The organism is Streptomyces sp. NPDC046900 (assembly GCF_040644975.1).
In the GTDB taxonomy this organism is placed as follows: domain Bacteria; phylum Actinomycetota; class Actinomycetes; order Streptomycetales; family Streptomycetaceae; genus Streptomyces.
Map to the genome: position 1 here is coordinate 75,259 of NZ_JBEYXD010000022.1, position 24,380 is coordinate 99,638.

The 24,380-nt window shown below is 69.5% G+C and carries 23 protein-coding genes and 1 pseudogene; 15 read left to right on the forward strand and 9 right to left on the reverse strand.

The window, feature by feature from the left end:
* Nucleotides 1-17 precede the first annotated feature (17 nt).
* The 7 genes from ABZ904_RS22535 (at nt 18) to ABZ904_RS22565 (ending at nt 7,136) form a co-directional block, all read left to right on the forward strand.
* Nucleotides 18-863 carry an AraC family transcriptional regulator gene (locus ABZ904_RS22535; RefSeq protein WP_361825257.1) on the forward strand — a complete coding sequence of 282 codons (846 nt, stop codon included), beginning with the start codon at nt 18-20 and terminating at the stop codon, nt 861-863.
* A 90-nt stretch (nt 864-953) separates the two neighbouring features.
* Nucleotides 954-1,457 (forward strand): methylated-DNA--[protein]-cysteine S-methyltransferase, encoded by a 504-nt coding sequence (locus tag ABZ904_RS22540; protein ID WP_359407401.1) that lies wholly within the window; start codon nt 954-956, stop codon nt 1,455-1,457.
* Between the two features lie 178 nt (nt 1,458-1,635).
* Nucleotides 1,636-2,142 (forward strand): methylated-DNA--[protein]-cysteine S-methyltransferase, encoded by a 507-nt coding sequence (locus ABZ904_RS22545; RefSeq protein ID WP_361825259.1) that lies wholly within the window; start codon nt 1,636-1,638, stop codon nt 2,140-2,142.
* 86 nt (nt 2,143-2,228) lie between these two features.
* Nucleotides 2,229-2,960: a 2OG-Fe(II) oxygenase gene (locus tag ABZ904_RS22550; protein WP_360996973.1), complete on the forward strand. Its 732-nt coding sequence runs from the start codon at nt 2,229-2,231 to the stop codon at nt 2,958-2,960.
* A complete protein-coding gene (locus ABZ904_RS22555; RefSeq protein ID WP_360996971.1) occupies nt 2,957-3,256 on the forward strand; it encodes an Ada metal-binding domain-containing protein in 300 nt (99 codons plus the stop codon). Before ABZ904_RS22550 ends, ABZ904_RS22555 begins: the two co-directional genes overlap by 4 nt.
* 641 nt (nt 3,257-3,897) lie before the next feature.
* A complete protein-coding gene (locus tag ABZ904_RS22560) occupies nt 3,898-5,019 on the forward strand; it encodes a PP2C family protein-serine/threonine phosphatase (RefSeq protein WP_360996969.1) in 1,122 nt (373 codons plus the stop codon).
* A 23-nt stretch (nt 5,020-5,042) separates the two neighbouring features.
* Entirely contained in the window at nt 5,043-7,136 is a 2,094-nt protein-coding gene (locus ABZ904_RS22565; RefSeq protein WP_361825262.1) for an ATP-binding SpoIIE family protein phosphatase, read from the forward strand.
* 75 nt (nt 7,137-7,211) lie between these two features.
* Here ABZ904_RS22565 and ABZ904_RS22570 read toward each other — a convergent pair whose 3' ends face one another.
* Entirely contained in the window at nt 7,212-7,928 is a 717-nt protein-coding gene (locus ABZ904_RS22570; protein WP_361825264.1) for a TetR/AcrR family transcriptional regulator C-terminal domain-containing protein, read from the reverse strand.
* A gap of 182 nt (nt 7,929-8,110) precedes the next feature.
* On the opposite strand from ABZ904_RS22570, the gene ABZ904_RS22575 reads away from it, so the two are divergent.
* The 5 genes and pseudogenes from ABZ904_RS22575 to ABZ904_RS22595 form a co-directional block, all read left to right on the forward strand.
* On the forward strand, nt 8,111-9,694 hold the full coding sequence (locus tag ABZ904_RS22575; RefSeq protein WP_359407422.1) for a succinic semialdehyde dehydrogenase: 1,584 nt from the start codon (nt 8,111-8,113) through the stop codon (nt 9,692-9,694).
* Between the two features lie 51 nt (nt 9,695-9,745).
* Complete coding sequence (locus ABZ904_RS22580) at nt 9,746-10,675, forward strand: NAD-dependent epimerase/dehydratase family protein (protein ID WP_359407425.1); 930 nt, start codon at nt 9,746-9,748, stop codon at nt 10,673-10,675.
* Nucleotides 10,672-11,109 (forward strand): hypothetical protein, encoded by a 438-nt coding sequence (locus ABZ904_RS22585; protein WP_359407428.1) that lies wholly within the window; start codon nt 10,672-10,674, stop codon nt 11,107-11,109. Before ABZ904_RS22580 ends, ABZ904_RS22585 begins: the two co-directional genes overlap by 4 nt.
* Nucleotides 11,106-11,981 carry a hypothetical protein gene (locus ABZ904_RS22590; protein ID WP_359407431.1) on the forward strand — a complete coding sequence of 292 codons (876 nt, stop codon included), beginning with the start codon at nt 11,106-11,108 and terminating at the stop codon, nt 11,979-11,981. Before ABZ904_RS22585 ends, ABZ904_RS22590 begins: the two co-directional genes overlap by 4 nt.
* Before the next feature lie 52 nt (nt 11,982-12,033).
* Nucleotides 12,034-12,557: pseudogene (locus ABZ904_RS22595) on the forward strand (fatty acid--CoA ligase); the annotation flags it as partial.
* A 108-nt stretch (nt 12,558-12,665) separates the two neighbouring features.
* Here the strand turns inward: ABZ904_RS22595 and ABZ904_RS22600 are convergent.
* Nucleotides 12,666-13,343: a TetR/AcrR family transcriptional regulator C-terminal domain-containing protein gene (locus ABZ904_RS22600; protein ID WP_359407434.1), complete on the reverse strand. Its 678-nt coding sequence runs from the start codon at nt 13,341-13,343 to the stop codon at nt 12,666-12,668.
* Nucleotides 13,344-13,539: 196 nt separating this feature from the next.
* On the opposite strand from ABZ904_RS22600, the gene ABZ904_RS22605 reads away from it, so the two are divergent.
* The 3 genes from ABZ904_RS22605 to ABZ904_RS22615 all read left to right on the forward strand — a co-directional run bounded on the left by ABZ904_RS22605 (nt 13,540) and on the right by ABZ904_RS22615 (nt 16,518).
* The gene (locus ABZ904_RS22605) at nt 13,540-14,961 is read left to right on the forward strand and encodes a DHA2 family efflux MFS transporter permease subunit (RefSeq protein WP_359407437.1); all 1,422 of its coding nucleotides are present in this window, start codon (nt 13,540-13,542) and stop codon (nt 14,959-14,961) included.
* A 133-nt stretch (nt 14,962-15,094) separates the two neighbouring features.
* A complete protein-coding gene (locus ABZ904_RS22610; RefSeq protein ID WP_360996961.1) occupies nt 15,095-15,604 on the forward strand; it encodes a hypothetical protein in 510 nt (169 codons plus the stop codon).
* Nucleotides 15,601-16,518, forward strand: a complete 918-nt coding sequence (locus tag ABZ904_RS22615) for an MsnO8 family LLM class oxidoreductase (protein WP_361825268.1) — start codon at nt 15,601-15,603, stop codon at nt 16,516-16,518. The genes ABZ904_RS22610 and ABZ904_RS22615 overlap by 4 nt, the downstream gene beginning before the upstream one ends.
* 177 nt (nt 16,519-16,695) lie before the next feature.
* Here ABZ904_RS22615 and ABZ904_RS22620 read toward each other — a convergent pair whose 3' ends face one another.
* The 7 genes from ABZ904_RS22620 to ABZ904_RS22650 all read right to left on the reverse strand — a co-directional run bounded on the left by ABZ904_RS22620 (nt 16,696) and on the right by ABZ904_RS22650 (nt 24,373).
* Nucleotides 16,696-16,965, reverse strand: coding sequence for a hypothetical protein (locus ABZ904_RS22620; protein ID WP_359407446.1), 270 nt, complete (start codon nt 16,963-16,965; stop codon nt 16,696-16,698).
* A 456-nt stretch (nt 16,966-17,421) separates the two neighbouring features.
* Nucleotides 17,422-18,462 (reverse strand): low-specificity L-threonine aldolase, encoded by a 1,041-nt coding sequence (gene ltaE / locus ABZ904_RS22625; RefSeq protein WP_361825270.1) that lies wholly within the window; start codon nt 18,460-18,462, stop codon nt 17,422-17,424.
* 146 nt (nt 18,463-18,608) lie between these two features.
* Nucleotides 18,609-18,827 (reverse strand): hypothetical protein, encoded by a 219-nt coding sequence (locus ABZ904_RS22630; RefSeq protein ID WP_359407452.1) that lies wholly within the window; start codon nt 18,825-18,827, stop codon nt 18,609-18,611.
* 350 nt (nt 18,828-19,177) lie between these two features.
* Nucleotides 19,178-19,543 carry a hypothetical protein gene (locus ABZ904_RS22635; RefSeq protein ID WP_359407455.1) on the reverse strand — a complete coding sequence of 122 codons (366 nt, stop codon included), beginning with the start codon at nt 19,541-19,543 and terminating at the stop codon, nt 19,178-19,180.
* A 418-nt stretch (nt 19,544-19,961) separates the two neighbouring features.
* Nucleotides 19,962-23,228 (reverse strand): heavy metal translocating P-type ATPase, encoded by a 3,267-nt coding sequence (locus ABZ904_RS22640; RefSeq protein WP_361825272.1) that lies wholly within the window; start codon nt 23,226-23,228, stop codon nt 19,962-19,964.
* A 97-nt stretch (nt 23,229-23,325) separates the two neighbouring features.
* On the reverse strand, nt 23,326-23,802 hold the full coding sequence (locus ABZ904_RS22645; protein WP_361825274.1) for a GNAT family N-acetyltransferase: 477 nt from the start codon (nt 23,800-23,802) through the stop codon (nt 23,326-23,328).
* Nucleotides 23,803-23,917: 115 nt separating this feature from the next.
* Nucleotides 23,918-24,373 (reverse strand): hypothetical protein, encoded by a 456-nt coding sequence (locus ABZ904_RS22650; RefSeq protein ID WP_359407465.1) that lies wholly within the window; start codon nt 24,371-24,373, stop codon nt 23,918-23,920.
* Nucleotides 24,374-24,380 lie beyond the last annotated feature (7 nt).

A 24,380-nucleotide genomic window follows, 5' to 3' on the forward strand; every position in this document is an offset into this window, starting at 1 on the left:
TCTTGTACGTTGTTTGCATGGTGCATGGGCAGGAAGTCTCTGCGTGGCGCCCCTCGGTCCCGGGCGTCATGGAGGTCTTCCACGCCCACTTCACCGAGCACGTGTACCCCATGCATGTACATGACGCCTGGACGCTGCTGATCGTCGACGACGGCGCGGTCCGCTACGACCTGGACCGCCATGAGCGCGGCACCCCGAACGACACCGTCAGCCTGCTGCCGCCGCAGGTCCCGCACAACGGCTCGCCCGCCACCTCTCTCGGCTTCCGCAAGCGGGTGCTCTACCTCAGCACGACGCAGCTGGACGAGAGCTACATCGGGCCGGCGGTCGACAGCCCGGACCTCACCGATCCCGTTCTGCGCCGACGCATCGGACAGCTGCACACCGCCCTTGCCCGCCGGGGAGACGAACTCGAGGCGGAGAGCCGGCTGGCCCTCATCAGCCAGCGCCTGCGCGAGCACCTGCGCCCCAGGACGACTGTCATCGGCGGCACGGTTCCGTACCGTGGCATCGCGCACGACCTGCGTGACCTCCTCGACGAGAGATTCCTCGAAGGCACCACGCTGGAAGAGGCCGCGCGATCGCTCCACGCGCACCCCGCCCATCTCGTACGTGCCTTCAGCGCCGCGTTCGGCATCGCACCGCACCAGTACATGACGTCCCGCCGCGTCGACCTTGCCCGTCGTCTGCTCCTCGACGGACGGCCACCGGGCGAGGTGGCAACCGCGGCCGGCTTCTACGACCAGTCCCACCTCACCCGGCACTTCAAGCGGCTCCTCGGTATCGCCCCGGGTCACTACGCCCGTACGGGAGCCCATCGGCTGAGCAGGAACCGACCGCGCTCGATGCCGCGCGGGCTCTGAAACGCCGACGACGTCCGAATCCCGCCGGCACCAGGCACTCCAGGACAGCAAAGTGGGTGGTGGAAGGAATGCTGACCTGAGGAAGCGACGATGACCGCCTGCACGATGATCACCAGCCCGCTGGGCGACCTGCTCCTGGTGGGCGATGAGACGGCACAAGGGACCACTCTGTCCTCGCTGTCGATGCCCGGCCAGAAGAACGCCCCGGCCATCCGCCCGGATTGGCGCCAGGACCCGGAGCCGTTCGCGGACATCGTCCGCCAGTTGAAGGCGTATTTCGCGGGCGAACTCTCGCAGTTCGACATCGCGTTGACGCCGGCCGGCAGCGACTTCCAGCGGCGTGTCTGGCACGCGCTGGAGCAGATCCCGTACGGCGACACCACCACATACGGCGCTCTCGCCGCGCGGCTCGGCCTGCCGCGCGAGCGGATCCAGGCACTGGGCGCGGCGGTCGGCGCGAACCCGGTGCTGTTGGTGCGTCCCTGCCACCGCGTCATCGGTGCGGACGGCTCGATGCGCGGCTACGCCGGCGGTGTCGAACGCAAGGTGCAGCTCCTCACCCACGAGGGTGCCCTCCAGCCGACCCTCATGTGACCCGCAACGCGCGCATCGCGCCCCGGGTCACGGCCCCCGGCAGACGGCGCCGGGGGCCACCTCACCTCCCGCCGGCCCCGTAGAGCGATGTCCGATTTCCGCCGGACAATGCGGTCGACAAGGCGCAAAGTGGATGGTGAGGACAGTGGACGAGAGACTTCGAAAGGACACCGGACCGATGACGGTCTACACGACCATGGACAGCCCGCTGGGCGAACTGCTGCTGGTGGGCGAGGAGTCGGCCACCGCCATGGGTGGCACCGCGCTCGCCTCGCTGTCCGTGCCGGGCCAGAAGCGCGGGGCCGTCGTCCAGGACGGCTGGATCGAGAAGCCGGAGGCGTTCACCGCGATCGCCGCCCAGCTGCGCTCGTACTTCGAGGGCGGACTGACCCACTTCGACATCGAGTACGTCGCGAGTGGCTCGGAGTTCCAGCGGCGGGTGTGGATGGCGGTGGCGGCCATCCCGTACGGCACCACCCTCGCCTATGGCGACATCGCCCGGCAGATCGGCGCCTCGAGGGCCGCGGTGCGCGCGGTGGGCACGGCGATCGGGGCGAACCCGCTGCTGATCGTGCGTCCCTGCCACCGTGTGATCGGCGCAGACGGTGCGCTGACCGGCTACGCCGGCGGCCTGGAGCGCAAGCAGCATCTCCTGGACCTGGAGAACGTCCACCCGGGCGCCTGACAGACCGTCGCCCGGACTCCGCGCCCACGGCCGCGCGCCTGCGGAGTCCGGATGGCACCACCCACCGATCCAAGGAACCCCTTGCCATGATCGACACCACCCTGGTCTCGGGTCCGGTCGCCGGCCGGGTCGCCGGCACCGACTGGAGCGCGCTGCTCTCCGAGCTCGACGAACACGGCAACGCGCTCACCGACCGGATCCTCACCCCCGCCGAATGCCAGGAGATCGCAGCCCTGTACGGCGAGCCGGCCCATTTCCGTACGACTGTGGACATGGCCCGCCACCGCTTCGGCTCGGGCCAGTACCGGTACTTCACCCACGATCTGCCCGACATCGTGCGGGAGTTGCGCGAGGCGTTCTACCCGCGCCTGCTGCCCATCGCCCGCGACTGGGCCGAGAAGCTCGGCAAGCCCGCCCCCTGGCCCGACGAGCTGTCCGAGTGGCTTCGCATGTGCCACGCGGCCGGGCAGGCCAAGTCGGCGCAGATCCTGTTGCGTTACGGCCCGGGTGACTGGAACGCCCTGCACCGCGACGTGTTCGGCGACATGCTCTTCCCGCTCCAGGTCGTCATCGGTCTCGACGCGCCCGGCGTCGACTTCACCGGCGGTGAGTTCCTCATGACCGAGCAGCGTCCGCGCGCCCAGTCCCGCGGCTCGTCCACCACCCTGCCGCAAGGACACGGCCTGGTCTTCACCACCCGCGACCGCCCGGTCGCCACGAAGAGGGGCTGGTCGAACGGGCCGATGCGGCACGGCGTCAGTACCGTCCGCTCCGGCCGACGGCACACGCTCGGCCTCGTCTTCCACGACGCCACATGACCGTAGTCTCCGAGGACGAACCGGAGCACACCCACACCCTGATCGGCCCGGACGGGCAGCCCTACCAGAGCCCGACGAAGGGCACGCTCGGCGGCCATCGCCGCAGCCGCGTGTACGGGCGCCTGAACTGCGCGTCCGCGCTGCGGTCCATCGCCCGCGGCCACTACGTCACCCAACGGGTGTTCTTCGCCGACGAGGCCACCGCGATCGCGGCCGGTTACCGGCCTTGCGCCGTGTGCCTGCCCGTGGAGTACGCCCGCTGGAAAGCATCCCGGGAAGGCTCCGTCACCCCATGACGCGGGCCCTCCCGCGCGCCCTTAATCGACGAGGCCGAGATCGCCGTGTACGGCGGCGATCCCACCGAGGCCGCGTGGCTCTGATCAGCCTGCCGATCGGGCCATGAGACGCACATGGCGGTGATGCGGTAATTGCCCGAACAACCTGGTGCCGTGAAGGACGGCACCGTGCGGTGGATCAACGCAGGTTGCCCGCATTTCTCAGGTTATTACCGACTTCGCCCCATATTGACAACTCCGTCCTGTACGTGTCTCATGTCTCTTGTACAGGAACGGCCGACAGGCCCTGCATCGCCAGACGATGCCTGAGAAAGCCCGCCTCCAGGGCGACACAACGACCGCGCCGGCCGACGAGCCATCGCCGCCCTCGCGGACACCCCGCTTCCCCTTGCGTCATCGGAGGAGTACTCGCGGGTCGCCTCGCCAGGCCCAGGACGGCGGAGAGCAGGATGACCATGACGTTCGGATCATTCCGGGCAGTACCGCCTGTCCACCCACCTCACCGTCCGGCCCCTGACATCGGCAGGCCGAGCGATCTATTGCCGTCTGTCGACGATCGTCCCTTCGGCGGGCTCAGAGGACTCGTTCAGCGCGGCCTCGGAGCGGCCTGTCGATCACGGGGGGCGGGTAATCGCCTGCTGGTGGCGATCCCGGTGGCACTGATCACGGCAATCACCTTGGCCAGCGTCTTCGCTCCCACGGGTAGATATCTGGTGCCTCTGCTGGTCGCCGCTCCCGCGTCCACCGCCACGTTCGCCGGCGCCCGGTTCACCGCCCTCATTGCTCTGTGCGCCAGTGCGGCCGTCTTCGTCATCGACGGGCACGACCGCCCACTGCACCCTCTGCTCCCGCCGATCCAGGTGATCGCCCTGCTACTGGCCTCGGGGTTCGTCGTCGCCTTCCGCGTGCTGCACGACCGTAGTCTCAGCGAACTCAAACAGGTGCGAGCCGTGTCCGAGGCGGCCCAGCGTGCTCTGCTGCGCCCCCTGCCCCACCGTATCGGTGGCCTGCGGGTCGCCTCCGTGTACCGCACGGCCGCGGCACATGCCCTGGTAGGCGGCGACCTCTACGCTGCCGCCCGGACCAGCGACGCGACCCGGTTCCTGATAGGCGACGCCCGGGGCAAGGGCCTGTCCGCGATCGACGATGCCTCGGCCCTTCTGGGCGCATTCCGGGAAGCCGCCCACCGCAACGTCACTCTGTCCGAACTGGCGGCTTCATTGGAAGGCAGCGTTCGCAGGCATCTGGCTCATGTCGGCGATACCGATCTGGAAGGCAGCGAGCGCTTCACCACCGCCCTCCTTGTCGAGATTCCCGACTCCACCGCTGTCGCCCGGATGGTCAGCTGTGGCCACCCCGCGCCGCTGCTGGAACGACATGGTGTGGTCCAGATGCTGCGTGCCCACTGGCCTGCCCCGCCATTGGGTCTGGCGAGCCTCAGCCCCGACGCTTATCACGTGGACAGTGTCCGGTTCGGCGCCGGAGACACCCTGCTGCTCTATACCGATGGCGTCATCGAAGCCCGTAACGCTTCAGGCGCCTTCTACCCGGCCTCCGAGCGAGTCGCCGCCTGTACCTGTCCCTGGATCTGGCACCGACCCCAACACCTTCTCCGGCACATCCTCCATGACCTTCAGACCTATGTCGGAGGACACCTTGAGGACGACCTGGCCATGGTCGCCGTCCAGCGCATCTCGTCACCAGCCGTCGATCAGACGCGAAAGCCGTCTCTTCCCCGGCATGGCCTTGATCCGGCCCGGTGAAAGGCGGGGGAAGGGGTACTGCCATGGCTTCCGTTCGACTGAGCAGATGGGTCATTGCCCTTCTGATCGCCTACATCGGTCTGATCACCGTCATTCAGATCGAGACTGCGGGCAACGGTCTCGTCAGATGGTCGGGCTACTCGGTACTGACACCTCTCACCGCCGCCGCGCTGCTGCCTGTCCGGCGCACCCTCATCGTGGGCGTTCCCGCTGTTGCCGCAGTGGTCGGCACCTATGGATTCGAGATTCATGAGGTGTCCGCAGGCGGTCGAGTCGTCGCCATCAGCGCGGTGGTGCTGTCGTTCGGCCTCAGCCCCGTGATCTGCCGAATGCGGTTGAGTCGCGAGCGATACCGCCGACATGCCGCCGTCCGGAACCAGCTCGCCTTCCTGAGCTCGGCCGGCCGCCGTATCGGGAAGGTCCGGCCCCTGGACATGACACACACCGCGCGCCAGGCGGCCGAAGTCGCTGTCCCCCGGTTCGCGGACTTCGCAGCGGTGGACCTGTCCGACACCGTCCTGCGGGGACGTGAACCGTCGCCCGAGCTGCTCAGGGGTCCGTTCTCACTGCGCTGCGTCGCTGAGCGCTCAGTGTCTGCCGACCGCCCCCATAGGACGCTGAACCGCGAGACTGGGCCGGATTTCCCCGAAGTGGCAGCGCCCCTTCGGCTATCGGCCAACGTCCGGCCCGCCAGGGCCTATCGCCTGAGCGAGGACGAGGTCGCCCACTGGCTCGGGCTGAATCCGTTCCCAGCCACCCCGGGCCGCAGGAGCCGCGTCCATTCGGCGATCGTGGCGCCGCTGTGTTCCTGCCGGGGAGCCGTTCTGGGGGCGATGGTGTTCATACGTCATCAGCGTCCCGAACCTTTCGACGCCGACGACCTCGTCATCGCGGAGGAGATCGCGATGCGGACGGCGGTGTACGTCGACAACGCCCTCCGTCACGCGTGCGCACACGGCATGGCCCGGAGCCTGCGTCGCAGCCTGCTGCCCCGGCATCTGCCCCAGCTCGCGGCCGTGGAAGCAGCCGGTCGCCACCTGGCCGCAGACCCGCCCCACGCTGGTCTGGACACGGCGTGGTTCGATGTCATACCGCTGTCGAGCGCACGAGTCGCACTGGTTGTCGGGAAGGTGCCCGGCCACGGCGTGCGCACCTTTGCCACCGCCGCGCAGCTGCGCGCCGCGGTACGTGCTCTGGCAGACCTCGACCTGCCCCCCGACGAGCTGCTCGCTCACCTCGGCGACGTCCTCATGAGTCTCCCGGCCAAGGGCGCCAGGACCCCTCACGGTCAGCCGGTTGCGGCAGTGGGAGGCACCGCCGACGACCTGAGGGCCTCCTGCCTGTATGCCGTCTACGATCCGGTCTCGCGCCGCTGCGCGCTCGCCGGCTCCGGCCACCCTCCGCCCGCCGTCGTCACCCCGGACGGCGGCGTCGAAACCGTAGACCTTCCGCCCGGACCCGGCCTCGGGCTCGGCGGCCTGCCCTTCGAGGCCGTTGAGATGGACCTCGCCGAAGGCAGCCTCCTCGCCCTGTTCACCGACAGCCTCGTCGGATCCTGCCACCAGCACCCAGCGGGAAGCCGGGCGCTGCGGGAGATTCTCGAGCCAGGCCGGCCCGCGTTGGACGTCATGTGCGAGTCCCTCCTCGCGACCTTGCTCGACCACCGGCCCCACGACGACGCGGCTCTGCTTCTCGTCCGCACCCGGACTCTCGACGCCGGCTCCGTGGCCACCTGGGCTCTCCCCAGCAGCCTCAGTGCTGTCCCCGACGCTCGCGCCTACGTATCGGGACAACTGGCCGCCTGGGGGCTGGAAGACGGCGCGTGCGGCTCCGACCTGGTGGTCAGCGAGCTGGTCACCAACGCCGTCCGCCACGCCGCACCGCCCGTGCAGCTGCGTGTCATCCGCCAGGAGAACAGCCTGATCTACGAGGTCTCGGACGGCAGCAGCACTCCTCCACGTCAACGCCGAAGCCAGGCCTACGACGAGTGCGGGCGCGGCCTGTTCCTCGTCTCCGAACTGACCGAGCGCTGGGGAGTGCGGCACGGGCCCGACGGCAAGACGGTCTGGGCCGAGCAGGCGTGCGCACCCGCGAGTTCTGACCATCGGCGCCTGTGAGGAACAACCCGCAGGTGCCTAACCGCAGTTGCCCTGCGAGGGGTCAGTAGGGGAAGAACGGGCAGCCCGACCGCCTCACTCGGATCGCGGCAATGCGGCGTCCGCATCGTCGTCGAGTGCGTTGGCAATGGTGGTGACGCCGCCGATCAGCATGTCCAGGTTGAAGGCGTAGTACTCGTCGGGGCTCGCGCAGTTCGCCAGCGCGTCCGCGCACCAGATCACGGTCGGGAAGCGGCGGGGGGACAGCGCGATCAGCGAGGCGCGCTTGGCCCGGATGGCGTCGTCTCTTGCTTCCTCCTCGCTCGGGTGCTCGCGACCCGGCTCAGCGGTCACCAGGGCAACGATGGCGCTGAGGAGATAGCCGCCGACCTCCGCGGTGCGTTCGGGTTGCAGCCCGCCTCGCCGCAGCAAGGAGAGCGTGCGTTCGGTCAGGGCCAGCCCGGCCGGCGAGGCAAGGATTCGGGACGGCAGGAGCGCCACGACAGCCGGATGGGGTCGCAGTGCGGCGAGGAAGGCCTCGAGTACGGAACGCAGCTGATGCTGCCAGGGAGCGGAGTCCTCGGGCGGGAGCTGCACATCGGCGAACAACTGCTCCGCCATGCCGTCAAGCAGCTGGTCCTTCTCTTTGAAGTGCCAGTACAGGGCGGTCGGTGTGACCCCGTGCTGCTGGGCCAGTCGGCGGATGGTCACCGCTTCCAGACCTTCGTCGTCGGCCAGCGCGATGGCACTGAGCGCGATCGCCTCGCGGCTCAGAGGCTCCTGCCGCTGCGGTCCTGTTCTCCTGTTCGCCATGTTGACAACTCTACCCTGGACATGTCTCATGTAGATAGTTCATGAACGCTGTACAGGAACACCGTGCAGGATCGCGCGGACGGAGCTCAGGTCCTGAAGAGCCTCGCCGCCGGCAAACCCCTCCCGCACCCCGGCCCTGTCCTTGCCCCCACGGCATGCCGCGGCCCGTTGACGGAGACTCGATGACCTCACCCCCTCGGCCACAGCCCAGTGCCCCGGCCGTCAGCAAGATTCCGCCGGACCCGGCGCTGGTGCGGCACCTGACCAGCGGCATCGTCGCCACTGGCGACCCGCTGACCACGCACGCGCCCTTCACCGGCGAGCCCCTCGCTCACCTGCCACAGTCCACGGCCGTCGATGTGGAACGCGCCTTCGCCGCGGCCAGGGAGGCCCAGCAGAACTGGGCGGCTGTCCCCGTGCGGCGCAGGGCCCAGCTGTTCCTGCGGTTCCATGACGTGGTGCTTTCGCGTCAGCACGAGATCCTCGATCTCATCCAGTGGGAGACGGGCAAGGCGCGACACGACGCCTTCGACGAGGTGCTGGAAGCCGCCACGGCCGCTCTGTACGCGGCTCGGCAGGCCCCGAGCGTGCTGCGCGCCCGCCGTCGTCAAGGGGCCTTCCCCGGTCTGACCCGCGCCCTGGAGGACTTCCAGCCCAAGGGGGTCGTCACGGTGATCTCGCCATGGAACTACCCGCTGGCGCTGGGCCTCGACGCCATCCCCGCGCTGCTGGCAGGCAATGCGGTCGTCCACAAGCCCGACACGCAGACCGCCCTGTCGGCTCTGTGGCCTCGCGCGGTCCTCGAGGAACTGGGGCTGCCCAAAGACCTGTGGCAGGTCGTCATCGGTGAGCCGTCGGTCATCGGCACGCCCCTGATCGAACACGCTGACTTCGTCAGCTTCACCGGCTCCACGCAGACCGGCCGGGGCATCGCCGAGCAAGCCGGGCGCCGGCTGATCGGCTGCTCCCTGGAGCTCGGCGGGAAGAACCCGATGCTTGTCCTCGACGACGCCGATCTCGACGAAACCGTCGAGTCGGCAGTCCGTGCATGCTTCGGCAATTCCGGGCAGATGTGCGTGGGCATCGAGCGCATCTACGTCCACACCCAGGTCTACGACGCCTTCCTCGACCGTTTCACCAAGCGGGTGCAACGGATGTGTCTGGGGCGGGACTTCGACTTCGAAACCGACATGGGATCCCTGACGACCGCCCAGCAGCTCAATCGAGTCACCGAGCATGTCGAAGCGGCCCGAGCCGCGGGCGCCCGCGTCGCCGTCGGCGGGAAGGCACGCCCGGACCTCGGCCCGCTCTTCTACGAGCCGACCATCCTCACCGATGTCCCCGTCGGCACCCCGGTGCGCCATGAGGAGACCTTCGGGCCGGTCGTCTCGGTCTACCGAGTCCCCTCCGACGAAGCGGCCATCAGCGCTGCCAACGACAGCCCGTACGGGCTCAACGCGGCGGTCTACAGCCGCAACATCCGCCGCGCACGCCGGGTGGCGGGCCGCATCGCCGCCGGAACCGTCAACATCAACGAGGGGTACGCGGCCGCGTACGCCTCCCAGGGCGCTCCCATGGGCGGCATGAAGGCCTCCGGCCTCGGGCGCCGTCATGGCGTCGGCGGACTGCTGAAGTACACCGAGCCACAGACCGTGGCGAGCCAGCGGCTCCTGGGATTCGATCCCGTGCCAGGCATGAGCAGAGCCCGTCAGGCCGGCCTCTTCACCGCCTCCCTGCGTGCCTTCAAGACGCTGCGCATCCGCTGAGACACGCGGCACCCGCACACCATCCACCTCTGTCACTTACGGAGAGCCGCCATGAGAGTCCTCGTCACCGGAGCGACCGGCTATCTCGGCCGGGCCGTCGCCCAGCACCTCCAAGTCGCCGGCCATGACGTCACCGGCATGGCCCGAAGTGCCGCGGGACTGCAAGCCCTCGATGCCGCCGGGCTGCGCCCCGTCGCCGGAGACCTGACCGACCCGCACTCCCTGCGCGCCGCGGTGGAGAACGCGGACGCGGTGATCGAGACCGGCAGCGCCGACAACGACCGGGCCACCGCCCTCCTGCTGGATCTCGTCACCGGCACGGACAAGCGCTACCTGCGCACGAGCGGCGTCGCCGTCTACACCGAGCTGTCCGGGGGCGAACCCAGCGACACCGTCCACGTGGAGGACGAGGAGTTCATTCCGCTCCCGCAGCTGTCCCACCGCTACGACCAGGATCTGCGGGTCATGGCAGCCGCCGAGCACGGCGCACGGACAGTGGTACTGCGCCCCGGCATGGTCTACGGCCAGGGCGGCAGCGAGCAGCTGCCGGTGCTTCTGCGTGCGGCCCTGCGGGACGGCGTCAGCCGCTATGCCGGGCGGGGGCTGAACCGCTACCCCAACGTCCACCTGGACGACGTCGCACACGCCTATCGGCTGGCACTTGAATCCGCCCCGCCCGGAAGCGAGTACAACCTCGCGGCCAGCGAGTGCGCAATGCGTGAGATCGCCGACGGCGTCGCGCGCGCCCTCGGCCTCGGCCCTGCGGTCTCCGTCTCCCTGGAGGAGATGAGCCAGGCCATCGGTCAGCTGTACGCGCTGGGAATGAGCAGCAACGTCCGCGTCGACGCCGTCAAGGCCCGCACCGAACTGGGATGGCAGCCCAAGGGCCCCTCCCTGCTCGACGACCTCGTGAACGGTTCCTACCAGCGGGTGTGGGGTCATCGAGAAGTCTCTCTGATCACCGAAGGAGCACACGCATGACCAGCGGCACAACGCGCACCTCCCCGCTCGCCGGGGAGGTGGTGGCCAGGAACTTCGAGGGCTGGAGTCCTGCACTGCGCCAGGAGTTCACCGACAACGCCCACAACTACCGGGTCGGGTCGGTCCTGCTCTCGGAGACCGACGACCTGAAGGTGTGGAGCATCCACGTGCCTCCCGGGCAGCACCTGCCGGCCCACCGGCACGTCCTGGACTACTTCTGGACCGCACTCACCGACGGTTCGAGCATCCAGCACACCGACGACGGCACCACCCGCAGGGTCTCCTACCGGGCCGGTGACACCCGACACTTCACCTTCCCCCGCGAGGAGTACCTGCTGCACGACCTGTGCAACGACGGTCCCACCGAACTGCGCTTCATCACCGTCGAACACAAGCGTCCGCACAACGCCGCACCGCAGGAAGGCCGTTCATGACCACCGCACACCGCGCCGAAGGGCTGGTGCCGGTCACCTACTTCCCGGCACCGACCCAGGACGTCTTCGCCGCCAACGCCCAGCGCATTCGCGACAAGCCCTACGCGCACTTCTTCAGGGAGGAGATGTACCTGCACCGCGAGGTCCTGCCCGCGCTACAGCGGCCCATGGACCCCGGCGATGCTCGCGGAACCTCCCCCGAGGAGCTCAACACCCTGCTGGACGCCGGCCCCCACAAGGTGGAGAACGGCTACTGCCTGCTGGCGGACGGCACCGCATACGTCGCCAGCAGAACACCTCTTCCCGGCGCCACCGGAGAGATGGTGAGCTGGTTCTTCTGGTGGTACATGGGCGAGTCGGAGCGCTACTCGCTCTGGCACCCGTACAACCGTGTCTTCGCCGAGGCGGCCGACCCGGCGGCGCTCAGCCGGCCCGGCCTGACCCACGAGCAGCGGTACATCGGCAACACCGTGCACGTCACCGAGTACGTCGGGCCCAAACGCGTCAAGGTCAAGACACGTTTCGTGCAGCCGTCCGACTGGGGGCTGGACACAGCCCGCTTCGCCCAGGCCGGGGTCGTGGCCCAGATCTGCGGAGAGATCATCCTGGCCGGTGTCCGCGTGGGCCGCATGCTCCGCCTGGCCCGTGAAACCGACGAGGGCCTCGAACTGCGGACCCGGTTCTGGCTCGGCGACCTCATCACGCTGGGGTCGGTCGACCTCGCACCCATACTGCGCGCTCTCGGCCTCAAGCGCAGGCTGATCAACAGCACCACCGCATACGAACAACTCTTCAACGATCAGGTCGGAATGACACACCTTGCCGGCTTCCTGCCCGAGTTGTATGCCCAGTTCGGCGCACACGCTGCCTGACTGCCACCGATCCGGCGTCCGTACGGGCACCGTAAGCCACAGACGCCTGTAGCTGCCGCACGACGGACAGACGCCCGGCGAGCTGGAAGTCCGCGGTCCCTGGATCACCGGCGCCAACCTCGGTGGCGAGGGCAGCCAACCACTGCGCCCACAGGCAGCTTTCACCGACGACGGCTGGCTGCGCACCGGTGACATCGCCACTATCAGCCCTGGGGGCTGTATGACCATCACCGACCGCGCCAAGGACCTGATCAAATCCGGGGCGATTCGATCTCCTCCGTCGAGGTGGAAAACCGCCTCATGGCGCACCCGGACATCGCGGAGGCCGCTGTCGTGGCGATCCCGGACGAACGGTGGCAGGAGCGCCCGTGGGCGCTCGTCGTCCTCAACGAGGGCGCTGAACCCGACTTCAGCGCCTATCGGGCGTTCCTCCGTGGGCACTTGGCCGGCTGGCAGATCCCCGAGCACTGGGCCGTCCTCGCCTCGCTGCCCAAGACCACCGTCGGGAAGGTCGACAAGAAGGCGCTCCGCGCCCGGCATGCACGCGGGAACATCGCCTTCACCACCCTCCCTTAGGGAGGCGAAACCAAGCGCGCAGACCGCCCCTTCGTGACAGGGGCGGTCTTGCCGTCCGGCGGAGTACTGCGTGGTGCTGGTCAGTACCCCGTCGGGGCAGCAGCCGCGTCAGACGACGGGAGCTTTCGTCCCTGCCTGGACACCGCGTACACCGGCGATGATGAGATCGATGCCGCGCTCGTAGTAGACGTCCCGGCTCGCGCAGGACGCGAGCGCGCCGGCCGCTGCCACGATGTGCGGATAGTGCTTGGGGGACAGCGCCTCCAGCGAGGCTTGTTTGGCCCGGATGGCATCGTCCCGCAGCTCCGGGTCGTCCATGTGGCTGCGGCCCGGCTCGTTGACGACGAGCGTGACGACCGAGCACAGCGCCTGGCCGGCGATCTCCGCGGCCTGCTCGACCTGGAACCCTCCAGCATCCAGCAACCCAAGTGTCCGCTCCGCCAGCGCAAGCCCCGGCAATGAGACCAGGACGCGGGTGATGACCAATTCAGCTGCGGCAGCGTGCGGGCGCAACGATTCGAGGAAGGCCACGAGCACATCGCGCAGCTGGTCGCCCCACGGCCGGTCGTCCGCCTCCGGCAACCTGACGTCGGCCAGGAGACGTTCGGCGAGGGCGTCAAGGATCTGATCCTTGTCACGGAAGTGCCGGTACAGGGCCATCGCCGAGACTCCGTGCTCCTGCCCCACACGGCGTGTGGTGACCGCGCTCAGGCCCTCGGCATCGGCAAGAGCGAGGGCCGTGGCGACCAGGACGTCCCGGTCCAGACGCTTCCTCGACGACTCCATGTGAACCTCCCTGAGCGGCGAGTTTACAGCGTACACACGAGGTTTCACCAGGAGGACACGTCGTTTACATCGTAAGCGTCTAGTGTATGTTTACATAGTAAGCAGCGGCTCGATCGACGTCGGCAACAGGTGTCTGCCTTCTGATCTTGAGCGCGATGTCTGCCCTACCTGAATCCCTGTTCTGATGAGGAAATCCATGCGGCGCAGTCCATGGGCGACCCTGACGGTCCTGGCCCTCGCACAATTCATCGTGGTGCTCGACGTGACGATCGTGAACGTCGCACTCCCCCACATCCAGACCGACCTCAAGTTCTCAGCCGACGGCCTGCAATGGGTCATCAGCGCATACACCCTGCTCTTCGGCGGCTTCCTGCTATTGGGCGGCCGCGCCGCCGATCTGCTGGGCTCCCGCCGCGTCTTCGTCGTCGGCCTCGGCCTGTTCGGCATCACCTCGCTCGTCGCCGGGCTGGCGACCTTCCCCGGTGAGCTCATCGCCGCACGCGCGGTGCAGGGACTGGGCGGAGCCCTGATGTCCCCGGCGGCACTGTCGATCCTGACGGTGACCTTCCCCCACGGTCGGCAGCGCAACATCGCCATGGGCGTCTGGGGAGGTCTGGCCGGCCTCGGCGGCACTCTGGGGGTCGTGGCGGGCGGCCTGCTGGTCGACTCGCTCAGCTGGCGCTGGGTCTTCTTCGTCAACGTCCCGATCGTGGTGGCGCTGGTGATCGCCGTCCCGATCTTCGTCCGGCGCATCGCCCCGCTCGCGGGCCGCGGGTTCGACGCCTTGGGCGCGCTGTTGAGCACCGCGGGCCTCCTGGCTGTGGTCTATGGCGTCGTACGGGCCGAGCCGGTGGGCTGGCAGTCGACCGAGGTGATCACCTGCCTCGTCGCCGGGATCGCCCTGCTGGCCGTCTTCATCGTCGCCGAAGCCCGCTCCAAAGCTCCCCTCGTGCCGCTGCGTCTGTTCCGCTCCCGGGCCCTGAGCACCGCCAGCGGGGCACTGGCCCTCAACGGGGCCGCGTTCTTGACCATGTTCTTCCTGACGGCGATCTACCTGCAGGAGGTCCGCCGAGCCTCGGCCCTGAAGACCGGCATGGAGATCCTTCCCATGGGCGCCGCCGCCATCCTCGCCGCGGTCGTCACCACTCAGATGGTTCATCGCCTCGGTACCAGGACCGTCCAGCTCAGCGGAGCCGTGCTCAGCGTCGTCAGTCTGCTTCTGCTCGCTCAGACCAATGCCGACAGCAGCTACGCCGCGCATCTCCTGCCCGGCCTGATCCTCTTCGGCGCGGGCATCATCGCCCTGGGCGTACCGGCGCAGATCGCGGCCGTCGTCGACGTCGAACACCACGAAGCCGGTGCGGCCTCCGGCGTCGTCACCGCCTTCTACCAGGTCGGCGGGGCACTCGGCCTGGCCCTCGCCACGACCCTCTCCGTCTCACGCACCAATGCCGCGCTCGCCGACGGCTCCTCGCAGCAGCAGGCCCTAGTCGACGGCTTCCACCGGGGACTGATCGTCGCGGCGGCTTTCGCCATCGTCAACGTGCTGGTGACCCTGGCGTCCCCCAAGCTGGCGCCGAGCGCGGAACAGATCGCCGAAGCCACAGCGACGGCCTGAAAGGCCACCCGCAATGAAGACGCCCCAGGGTCGCCGGCCACCCACTCCGGCGGCGCTGCGGGCCCGGTGTCCGGCTCGGTCGGGAGGGCCGGACACCGCCACCCCCACCCAACTCCTCCTGAGAGAACAGCAGATGGCCACTCCGGCTCCGACACCCGCGCACGCCGCAGCGCTGCTGCGGCACTTCACAGACCTGCGCGACGGCACCCACGGCGACGCCGTGTCTCGTAAGGACAAGGAAAGGCTCTTCGCCGACGCCATCCCGCTGCTCGATCCCTACGCCCGGCAGGCACTGGCCGAAGTCAACACCAGCCTCCTGCTCGGCCAAGGTGACGTGGCCGCCAGCGGGTTGCGCACCACGAACGACGGTCCGGAAGCGCTCTGGGTACTGACCTGGACCGAGCAGCGCGCTTCCGGGATCGCCCCGATCGTGCTGCACGCCTACTACGGTGCCGGCTTCCACCACCCCCACCTGCGCGGCGGCACGGTGGGCGACTGGCCGCTGAACGTCTTCGCCGACGACCAGGCCGCGGCCGAACTGCCCACTCTGCGCGCCATCGCCTCCGCCGACCTGCACAACCTCGTCTTTCAGCGGGACTTCCGCATCATCCCTGCCATGACGAAAGGAGCAGCATCATCGTGACGTTGCGTCTGTCCGTCCTCGACCAGTCGCCCATCCCCGACGGCGCCGCACCGGCGGACGCGCTCGCGGCCACTCTCGAACTCGCCCGCGCCGCGGACGATCTGGGCTACCACCGGATGTGGGTCGCCGAACACCACCAGACCGCCGCATTCGCCGGAACCGCGCCGGAAGTCCTGGTGGCCGAACTGCTCAACACCACCCAGCGCCTGCGCATCGGCTCCGGCGGTGTCCTCCTCCCCCGGTACGAACCTCTCAAAGTGGCGGAGACCTTCCGCATCCTCGCCACCCTGCACCCCGACCGGGTCGATCTCGGCATCGGACGTGCCGGCGGGCACGTACACGACTTCCCGCACAAGCTCGCCGAGCTGGCCGACCTGCTCGAAGCACCCGCCCCCGGCTACCGGCCGCCGCAGCTCTGGCTCCTCGGAGCCGGCCCGGCCTCCGCCTACACGGCCGTCACCCTCGGCCTCTCCTACGCCTACGCCCACTTCCTGCGGCCCGAACACAGCGTCCCCGCGCTGGAGATACACAACGTCCGCACCATCGAAGCGATGACCCACAGCGCCCTCGCCGTGCGCGCCATCGTGGCGCCCACCAAAGCCGCGGCGCGTGACCTCGCCGAGAGCTACTTGCTGTGGCGCAGCCGCCGTGACCTCGGGCACGACGAACCGCTTCCCTCCCCCTTCATCGCCCGCACCCACCGCTGGACGACGCAGGAGAAGGACCGCGCGGACCGCAACAGGCGAGCGCTGATCGCAGGCACACCGCCCGAAGTGCACGACCAGCTCGCCGAGTTGGCCAAGATTCACGGAGTCGACGAGATCATCGTCAACACCCTGACCCACGACCCCGCCGACCGGCTGCTCACCTATCAGTTGCTGGCCGAGGCATTCCACTTGGTCCCGACAGCATGAGCTGCCATCCACGTCGGCGGTCGCGCGGAAACGCGAACGGGCCCCGGACCGCCGGGTCCGGGGCCCGCTCCCCCCACTCGCCGCCCGTCAGATCACTGCGTCACAGCTCGTTCCCACGGCACAGTCGCCGTCATGGGGTCGGATCGAACCGGTTCGCGATCTGGCTCGGAGCAGGGCCTAGCGGTGACAGCCCCGGTGGCCGGGGTGCCAGATGTTCGCCATGTGGCCACGCTGCCAGCGACCGTGCTCGAAGTGGGCGGGGACCCACACCCGGGTGAAGTAGCCGCGGTCGTGCCAGCAGTTCCGGCCGCGATCCGGACCGGGGTGCGACGGGCCGTGGTGGGCCGGGGCGGCAGAGGCACTGCCGACCGCGCCGAACAGCGCCCCAGCGGTCATCGCAACCGTCGCAGCACCGAGGGCCGCGGCCCGCTTGAACGTGTCAGTCATTCCAGGTGTCCTTTCCATACAGGGCGTGATGCCCCGTCAGGTCTCCCGGCCGGGTTCCGGCCGGTACGGATCTGATCCTGCACCGCCGGAACGCCCGAAACGGAAAAAGACTCCCTTCATTACTCAATGCTCATTACACTCTCATTTGCCTTAAATACTCACATGATCCAACTGCGGTGAATTGGGAGACCATCGGAAACTGACACGGCGCCAGGCATCAGGCATCAGGCATCAGGCACACCAACGACTGCCGAACGGGCTGCCTCGGTACTCAATAGCCGGTCCGGCGCCTGATGGAAGGAACCGCGGACGACTTCCCGGACCCGCCACGTCCCGCCCTGCCTCAGGGCTCGGGGCACCATGGGCTTCGCGCAATGACTGCCGAGCCGCAGGGAGCAGGCCTTCGCCGGGTGCCGGACCCGCACGCAACGTGCGCACGCACGGGTCCGGCATGCCTCAGGCGGCGTCTTCGGCCAGGGTCTCCCGGATCATGACCGCCGCGCGCTCCGCATCCGCCTTCGATACGTCGAGGTGGAAGACGAACCGGATCTGCGGCCCGCCTGCCGTGCACAGCACGCCCCGGGCCGCCAGCCGCTGAACCAGGTCCGGCGTCGTAAGGCCCCCGACGGGACGCGCGAACACCATGTTGGTGCGCGCCGCGCCGACCTCCAGCCCCGGCACACCGTCGAGGATCTCGGCGAACAGTGCGGCGTTCGCGTGGTCGTCGGCCAGCCGGTGGACATGGTGGTCCAGCGCGTAGGACGCGGCCGCCGCAAGGACGCCCGCCTGCCGCATGCCGCCGCCCAAGGCTTTGCGCCACCGCTTGGCCTGGCCGATGAACTCCGGTGAACCCAGTAGCACCGAGCCCACCGGCGCCCCCAGGCCCTTGCTGAAGCACACCGACACGCTGTCGAAATGCTCCGCGATCTTCCGCGCCCCGACGTAGGGATCGCCGCCGCCGGCCACCGCGGCGTTGAACAGCCGGGCCCCGTCCAGATGCGTCGCCAGTCCGTGCTTGCGGGCCAGGGCCGTGGCTGCCTGGAGGTACTCAGGGGCGATCACCGTGCCGCCGAACGTGTTCTCCAGACACAGCAGCCGAGTGCGCGCGAAGTGCGGATCGTCCGGCTTCACGGCCGCCTCGATGTCCGACAGATCAAGCGTTCCGTCGCTCTGGTGCGGCAGCGGCTGCGGCTGGATCCCGCCGAATGAGGCCGCTCCGCCACCCTCGTGGCTGTAGAGGTGGGCGTTCGCCCCGGCGATGTACTCCTCGCCCCGCCCGCAGTGGCTGAGGAGGGCGCACAGATTGCTCTGGGTGCCGGACGAGACGAACAGCGCGGCCGGGAAACCGAGCAACTGCGCCACGCGCTCCTGGAGCGCGTTGACGGCGGGATCGTCGCCGAACACGTCGTCGCCCACCTCGGCCCGTGCCATGACGGCACGCATCTCTTCGGTGGGACGGGTGACGGTGTCGCTGCGGAGATCTATGACGTGGTCCATGCCTCTTTACTACCGGACCACCCCTGTGCAATCGCCTCCGGGGCCAGCCGGCGCCCACCCGCTCGGGCCCCCGTCTCTGGAGCGCCCCTCACCGGGCAGGGGCGTACACCCCACCCGCGCCGGCAGGACACCCGGCTGGAGCATCGTCACTCCACCGCCGGCCACACCTCCGGACCGCCACCCTGCCACTCGATCAACGGTGACATCGCCACATCCAGCTCATCCAGGTCGTCAAGCCCGGCGCGCTGCAAGTACACGGTCAGCTCGTGCAGCGAGTACGCGGTCCCCAGGACGTCGTCCCCCACCATCACCTGTCGACCGCCTTTCGCATGCGGCGGGGAAACGATCACGCGAGACTCGGTCATGACTTCAGCCTCGGCGACCGACGGTTTCAATGCACACCAAAGACGCCCGTCAGTGGAAGCGCCCGCCCTTGATCCCGCTGCCCGCCGCACCGCCTCCGGCCCGCGACCAGGCAGGAGCCATCTCAAGCCAAGAGGTCGCCGAGCTCGTACGGCAGCCGCGGCACTGCGCCGTACGCGGACTACGGCAGCCAGATGTCACGGATGCCGAGCGGGCGGGGACCGGCGTGGCCCCGCCAGAGCACGTCGCGCGCGTTCCCGGGGCCGTCGGCCAGCTCTCGGGCAGAAGGTCCCTGGCAACACCCTGAACCGGATTGCGGTGACCGTCTCCGGCCACCGCCTTGCCGCCCGGATCAGGCGCGATCGGTCAGTTCCTCTGCGAAAACGTGCGACAGCGGCTGCGGTCCCACGTATTGCTGACAGTTGCACTGGCCGGACTCGTAGCGCAGGGGCTTCTTGTTCTCGTCCCAGGCCGTCGGCACCTCGACGCGTTCGTGGCACCGGCCCTGCTTGTCGTGCTTGGCGAGATGATGCGTGCATCCGCACACCGGCTCCGGCGGCTTCTGAGCCGCCTCAACAGCCAGTCGTTCCTGCTTCGCCGCCTCCAGCAACTGCAATTTGCGCTCGTGGCGATTGCGCAGCGCGCTGCGGATGTTGTCGGCCGCCCAAGCGAAGCCGCCCGTCCAGAAGACGATGAGAACCCACCAGAACCAGTCCACCAGCAGCCCCTTCCCCCTTTATCTGCTGCGGGTCAGCATAGATGGCGCATCCAAGGCCATCACCTTGTCGTACCTGCCTCAGAGTTCGCTGATACAGCTGAGACAGCACCAGCCATGCGGATGACCCGATTGCGGGTCGTGCCACGCCCGGGTCCCAGCTCGCGGAACGCGGCCCCTCCCGGTCAGCGCGCACTGGAAGGCCATACGTCACGTCGGAGTGGAGCGGTCCGCATCCGACAGCTTGTCTCCGGAGACGAGACGGTTGTGCTGCCGCTGCAGGAGTACGTCGCCGAGCAGTGCGAGCTCGAACAGGGCGGGGCCAGAGTGACCATGCCTGCGTTGGCCAGAGGCGGGGATCAGGCTGGACGGTCGCAGAGTTCGTCGACGTACGTGCGCACATCATTAGGCTCTCCTTCGGTCACCGGGCGTGGACAGTGAACGGCACGGTGATCACGTCACCGTCGGCGAGCCGGAACTGCGACCACAGCCGGTAGGTCCCGGCGGTGGGGAACTCGACCTGCACATCGAGCTCGGGGCCGAAGGTCTGGCCTGGCAGGGCGAACACCGGGCGGCCGTCTGCGTCTGTGACCTCGGCGTGCTCGTGGGCGAACGTCTGCCCATCGGCGCGCATGATCACGACGTGGCCGGCGGCGGCGAGGTAGGGCTGAAGGTCGTCAACCGGGCGGCCCGTGGCGGCGTCGCTGAATGTGTACCGCAGGCCGCTGCGCACGCCGACCTCGGCGTCGCCGTCGAGCCGTACGCGAACGCCGGCCACGACAGCGCTGCGTGGCCCCTCGGCAAGGGTCACCGGTGCGGGGGCGTCGCCGACGACGGTGAGCACCTGCCGGGAGTGGACGTCGGCCATCTGGCCCTGACGGCGGAACTCGGTGTTGACGATGTAGCGCCCGGCGGTGGGGAAGGTGATGTCCACCGCGAACTGCCCGGCCCGGCCGGTCGGCTGCGGATGTACGTGGGTGAAGGTGCCGAGGTCGGCGCGAGTGGCGATCAGATGCACCCACGCCTCGTGGGTGCGGGTCAGATCCCCCACCGGCTTCCCCGTCCTGCTGTCGACGACGGTGGCCACCAGTCGGGTAGCGACGCCGGGCCGGGTGCCGGCGGGCAGGTCGAGGTGGACATCGAGGCCGGCCTCGGCCGCGTCGGTCGCCGGGACGTCGGCGGTCATCATCACGCTCATCGCCGGGCGCATCGGCATGCCGGTGCCCTGCGCCCACGCGAGCTGGCCGTTCATGCCGCGCGCGGCGAAGTCCATCCGGCTGACCGCAGTCAGCCCGGCGCCCAGGGCCAGGGCGACGACCGCGATGGCGGTCAGGTAGGCGTACTGGCCGACCCGGGCGCGCAGCGGCGGGTGCAGAATCTCCTGAGCGGTCGCCGGGCGGCGGAAGCGGCGCAGCCGCAGTGCGTTGCTGACCACGCTGACCGAGCTCATCGCCATCGCCGCGCTGGCCAGCACGGGGTCGAGCAGCAGTCCGTGCCACCAGTACAGCGCCCCCGCGGCGACCGGGACGAGCAGCAGGTTGTAGCCGAACGCCCAGCCCAGGCCCTGCTTCATCGTCGTCACAGTCCGCCGCGAGAGCGCGATCGCCGAGACGATCCCGCGCAGGTCGCCACCGACCAGGGTGATGTCGGACGCGGCGATCGCAACATCGGCGCCGGTGCCGACCGCCAGACCGAGCGCTGCTTCACTGAGGGCGCCGGCGTCATTGATGCCGTCCCCGCAGAAGGCGACGACGTCCCCCCGCTCCTGCATCTCGCGCACCGTCGCCGCCTTCTCGGCCGGCAGCACCTCGGCAAGCACGTGCTCGATGCCGACCTGCTCGGCGATCGCCGCGGCGGTGGCGGCGTTGTCGCCGGTGAGCATCCACACCTGCAGGCCCAGCGCCTTCAGTTGGGCGACCGCCTCGGCCGACTCTGCCTTGACCGTGTCCGCCACGGTGAGCACGGCGGCCGCACCTCCGTCGACGGCGACGAACATCGGCGTACGACCGGCCGCGGCCTCAGCGGCGGCGGTGGCTTCCAGCGCGGTGACGTCGACGCCTCGGGCGGCCATCAGCGCGGCGTTGCCCACGAGCACGTGGTTCGTGCCGACGACTGCGTCGATGCCGTACCCGGGAACGGCGTCGAAGGAGCGCAGCGCCGGGAGGTCGAGGAAGCGAGCGGTGGCGGCGGCGACGATCGCCTCACCGACCGGGTGTTCGCTGCCGGTCTCGGCCGCCGCCACGAGAGCCAGGACGTCGTCCTCGGTCCAGCCACCGGTGGTGGTGACGCCGGTCAGCGCCGGCTTGCCCCGGGTGATCGTGCCGGTCTTGTCGAGGACCACGGCGGTGACCCGTCGCGCGGTTTCCAGCGCGTCCCCGTTCCCGATGAGGATGCCCAGCTCCGCGGCGCGGCCGGTGCCGACCATCACCGCCGTCGGCGTGGCCAGACCAAGTGCGCAGGGGCAGGCGATGATCAGCACCGCGATCGTGGTGCTGATCGCCGTCGTCAGCCGCCCGGCATCGGGGCCGAGCAGCGCCCACGCCACGAAGGTGGCCGCGGCCAGGCCGAGCACGATCGGCACGAACCAGGCCGAGACCCGGTCGGCGAGGCTCTGCAGAGGCACCTTGGCGCCCTGCGCGTCTTCGACCAGCCGGACGATCTGCGCCAGCGCGGTGTCCGCGCCGACTGCGGTCGCCCGCAGCACCACCGTGCCGGTGCGGTTGATCGTGGCGCCGATGACCTGGTCGCCGGCGGCCTTGTCCACCGGGAGGCTCTCGCCGGTCAGCATGCTCTCGTCGACCGCGGTGGAGCCTTCGGTGACGACGCCGTCGACCGGGATCTTCTCGCCGGGCCGAACCCGCACCAGGTCGCCGACGACGACTTGCTCGACCGGTACGTCGACCACGGCGCCGTCACGCAGCACGCGGGCCGTCTTCGGCGCCAGCCCGACCAGGGCGGTGATCGCCGCGGCGGTCTGCTTCTTCGCCTTCGCCTCCATCCACCGGCCGGCCAGGACAAGCGCGAGGATGACGAGTGACGTCTCGAAGTACACATGCAGCGGCAGGCCCCACCGCTCGGCGGCCGCGGGCCAGAGGGTGACGAACGCGCTGTAGGCGTAGGCGACGCCGGTGCCCAGCGCCACGAGGGTGTTCATGTTCGTGCTGCGGTGCCGCGCGGCGGCCCAGGCGGCGCGGTAGACGTCCCGCCCGGCCCACACCTGCACCACTGTGGCGACCACAAGAATGGCCGGCATCAGCCAGTCCATCGCGTCGAGGTAGAGCGGCACGTACATCAGCACCATCAGTCCGAGGCCGGTGGCGAGGGTGATCTGCCATTTGCGTCTCAGCGACGTCAAGTGGGCCTCGCTGTCCCGTTGTTCGCCTGCCGCTGCGGTCGTGGCGGCGGTCGCGTGCCCGGCGGCGGGCCGGGCGTCGCGGCGCGGAGTCGCGGTGTAGCCGGCCCGGGTGACCGCCGCGGTCAGCTCCCCGAGTCCCACCTGCGCCGGGTCGAAGCGGACAGTGGCGGCCTCGGTGGCCAGGTTGACCTCCGCGGAGGCCACCCCGTCGACGCGGCGGAGTGCCTTCTCCACCCGGCCCACGCACGAGGCGCACGTCATGCCGCCGATGTCGAGGGTGCAGCTTGCTGTCGCCTGGGTCGCCGCACTCGCGGTCGACGCGGTGTTGCTCATTGCGTTCTCCTGTCGGACGGGATACGGGGGTTGAGGCTGATTCCTCGGGGGTGGTGGCCGGACTCGGACCGGCGACTTCGCCGGGTACGCGGCCGGGTCAGCGGCCGGTCGCCACTTCGGCGTAGGCGCTCGGGGGCCAGGCAGCGAGGATCTTGGGCCGCAGGGTGGCGCCGAGGCGGTGGTAGAAGCGCTGCGCCTCCACGTTGTCGACCTCCATGCCCCAGCGGATGAGCAGCCGCCCGGATGCGGCCAACGCGGCGAGGGCCGCCATGAGTTGTCGGCCGACGCCGGCGTCGCGGTGACCTGGGCGGACGTAAAGGTCATCGAGGTTGAGCACGTCGCCGCCGGTCCAAAGATGCAACTGGCGGACGGCGGAGACGTAGCCGATCGCGCGGCTGCCCCGCTCGGCCAGAAGGACGATCACCTCGGGGCGTCCGAGCAGGGCGTGCCACCGCTCATCGGTGACGTGTACCTGCGTCGCCTGGTCCTCGTGGGCGGCGATCTCCCGGACCATCGCGGCCACTTCGGCGGCGTCGTCCGGCGTGGCCCGGCGGATCGTGGCCTCGGTCATCATGGGGCGTCCTCTGGGGATGGTGGGGTATTGGGCGGGCCGGGAGCGGGGGAACCGCTCCCGGGTCGCGGTCGGGTTCTCGCGACGCGCGGCTGGTCGCATCGCGTCGCCGGGGGTTTCAGCAGTGGGCGTACTCGTGCGGGCGCAGCAGCATGGCCGCGGCCATCGCCGGGAGCATGAGCAGGTGGCCCCACAGCATCAGGGCGCCGGTGTCGATGAGTTCGAGCGCCAGCGGGACGAACAGCACCAGGAAGGGCACGTACATGGCCGCGCCCATCTCGGCGATGGGCCGCCGGCGGTGGCCGCGGAACTTCATCCACGCGGACATGGCCACCGTCATGTTCGTCGCCATGATCAGCGCGCCGGTGTACGGGTTGTGCATCAGTCCGGCGGCGCCGAGGGCGTCGAGGACGAACATCCACACCGGGTGCAGGACCACCATGCCGACGGCCATCGCCACGACCATCTCGGCGAAGTGCCGGGCGAATCTCCTGGCGCTCAGGCGGGGGCCGTTGTGCGCGACGGCGTCGGTGGGAGTGGGTGCCGCGCTCGGGGTGGCAGGTTGGCTGTGCATGCATGTC